This is a genomic window from Pseudomonas sp. FME51 (genome assembly GCF_014897305.1).
In genome coordinates, this window is the sequence record NZ_JABUYN010000036.1 from 1 (window position 1) to 2,295 (window position 2,295).

At 57.8% G+C, this 2,295-nt stretch carries 3 protein-coding genes; all 3 read left to right on the plus strand.

Annotation, left to right across the window (positions count from 1 at the left end; translation table 11 throughout):
- The first annotated feature begins 204 nt into the window (after positions 1-204).
- From birA to INT39_RS22240, 3 genes are read left to right on the plus strand one after another with little or no spacing between them, the layout of a single operon-like run.
- Positions 205-1,179, plus strand: coding sequence for a bifunctional biotin--[acetyl-CoA-carboxylase] ligase/biotin operon repressor BirA (birA, locus tag INT39_RS22230; RefSeq protein ID WP_193076142.1), 975 nt, complete (start codon positions 205-207; stop codon positions 1,177-1,179).
- Positions 1,169-1,921 (plus strand): type III pantothenate kinase, encoded by a 753-nt coding sequence (locus INT39_RS22235; protein WP_193076143.1) that lies wholly within the window; start codon positions 1,169-1,171, stop codon positions 1,919-1,921. Before birA ends, INT39_RS22235 begins: the two co-directional genes overlap by 11 nt.
- Positions 1,918-2,244: a hypothetical protein gene (locus INT39_RS22240; protein ID WP_193076144.1), complete on the plus strand. Its 327-nt coding sequence runs from the start codon at positions 1,918-1,920 to the stop codon at positions 2,242-2,244. Before INT39_RS22235 ends, INT39_RS22240 begins: the two co-directional genes overlap by 4 nt.
- Positions 2,245-2,295 lie beyond the last annotated feature (51 nt).

A 2,295-nucleotide genomic window follows, 5' to 3' on the forward strand; every position in this document is an offset into this window, starting at 1 on the left:
TCGCCGATGGTAGTGTGGGGTTTCCCCATGTGAGAGTAGGTCATCGTCAAGCGCTTAATAGAAAAACCCCGCCATCTGGCGGGGTTTTTTTATGGCCGAATATAACCTGCGCAGGACTGCCGGGTGCTTCCTTGTTACATTTCCGTTCATAAAGCCTCTCCGGGGCGTTATCATGCGCAGTTCATTTCCAATGATCGATACACCATGTTAGCTGCGTTATTCAAGATGATGTCTGATGGGCGATTTCATTCTGGCGAAAGTCTGGGTAGGGCGCTTGGTGTCAGCCGAGCGGCAGTCTGGAAGTCGTTGAAGCGCCTGGAAGAGGACGGTTACCCAATCCAGCGAGTGCGGGGCAAGGGTTATCGCGTTCCGCCCGGAGCTGCCCTTCTGGATCTGGATGAGATCACCAATGCTTTTCCTGGCAAGCTGGGTGCTGAGGTTCAATGGCAGTTGTTGGGGACGGTTGATTCGACTAACGCTGAGCTGATGAAACAGTTATCAATGGATCACCCACGCCCCATGATCTGTATTGCGGAGCAGCAAACGGCGGGGCGGGGGCGGCGGGGCCGCGAGTGGGTCAGTCCCTATGGTCAGAACATCTACCTTTCATTGGCGCTGCCATTCAGCGGCGGAGCGCAAAGGCTCGAGGGGCTGAGTTTGCTGGTTGGCCTGGTGCTGGTGGAGACCCTCGAAGTCAGTGGCTTCAAGGGTTGTGCATTGAAGTGGCCGAATGATGTATTGCTGGATGGGCGTAAGCTTGCTGGCATTCTCATTGAAATTGCCGGCGACCTGACTTCTGATTGTGTGGCGATCATTGGGGTAGGGGTGAACGTGTTGATGAATGATGCCGATGCCGCCATTGATCAGGCCTGGACTTCATTGTTTCTGTCTCGTCAAGGCGGTGTCCTGAATCGAAATCTCCTGATAGCTGAGTTTGTTGAGCGTCTGCTGCAGGCCGCGCAGGTATTTCGAGCAGAGGGCTTTGCGCCTTTTGCGGCGGCCTGGGAAGAGCGTGATGCCTGGTACGGCCTGCCGGTATCTGTGCGGTCCGGGGCAACCTCTATCGATGGGGTCGAGCTGGGCGTAGATGCTCGGGGAGCCTTGCGGCTGCGAACGGGCGACGGAGAGGTGCTGCTCAATGGCGGCGAGGTGAGCCTGAGGCTGCAGCATGATTCTTGAACTGGATTGCGGGAACACCCTGATCAAGTGGCGCTTGCTGGACCGTGAGGCGCGTGTCAGGGATGGCGATATGGCGCCTGACCTGGTTGAGCTGCAACGTCTCCTTGGCGGCCAGGAACGTGAGATTCACGGCTGCCGTCTGGTCAGCGTGCGTTCTGAAGAGGAAACACAGGTCATTCTGGATCAGCTGACCAGTTGGCTTAAGCGACATCCCATGCTGGCCCGGCCGGGTCGGACGCTGGCAGGGGTGGAGAATGGCTACACCGATGCTGCGCGGCTGGGTATGGACCGCTGGCTGGCATTGGTGGCGGGATATCACCTGTGCGGACGGGCCTGTGTGGTGATTGACCTGGGTACGGCGGTGACCACCGATTTTGTGGATGCGCAAGGCCGGCACCTTGGTGGCTATATTGCTCCAGGCAGCAAGTTGCTGCGTGGCAGCCTGTTGAGTCATACCCGATTGATCCGCTATGACCGCGGAGTACAGGGCGATCTGCGCAACCCGCAGCCAGGCACCAGTACAGCTGAGGCAGTAGAGTTCGGGTGTGAGCTTATGTTATCGGGCTTCGTGCGTGAGCAGCTACGTATTGCACGGCAGCTGCTGGGGGAGGATCCGGCGATCATTCTCACGGGAGGCGATGCGGCTGACATGAAGGACGTGTTGCCAGAAGGTTGTCAGGTGATCGGCGATCTGGTTTTTCGCGGATTGGCTCTGGCCTGTCCCATGGAATACGGGGCATGAGATACCTGCTTCTGTCGCTGGTGTTGCTGAATATCCTGTACGCCTTGTGGCAGTTGCAGGGTAGTCCGGTTGATAGTCCCCTGTTGCAATCTTCCGCTCCGCCGGTAGCTGCGCTGCCGCCCCTGCAGTCACCGCCATTGGTGGAGTCTTCGCCATTGCCGTCTGATGAGGTGGCCTTATGTGTGACTCTTGGCGAATTCGGCGGGAGCACCGAAGCGGAGCAGTTAAGACAGCGGTTGCTCGCGTTGGATATTGATTCCAGGCTGCAGGCTCGAGAGGTCATATCGGGTACTGACTATTGGCTGGTCATGCCGGTGGTGTGAATCGTACCGGGTTTTATGGAGGCCATTTCGTTTAAGTCAGGCCGCCATGGT

Excerpts from the sequence above, each read along its gene's own strand:
- birA (WP_193076142.1), top strand. The coding sequence starts at position 205 with ATGTTAGCTGCGTTATTCAAGATGATGTCTGATGGGCGATTTCATTCT.
- INT39_RS22235 (WP_193076143.1), top strand. The coding sequence starts at position 1,169 with ATGATTCTTGAACTGGATTGCGGGAACACCCTGATCAAGTGGCGCTTG.
- INT39_RS22240 (WP_193076144.1), top strand. The coding sequence starts at position 1,918 with ATGAGATACCTGCTTCTGTCGCTGGTGTTGCTGAATATCCTGTACGCC.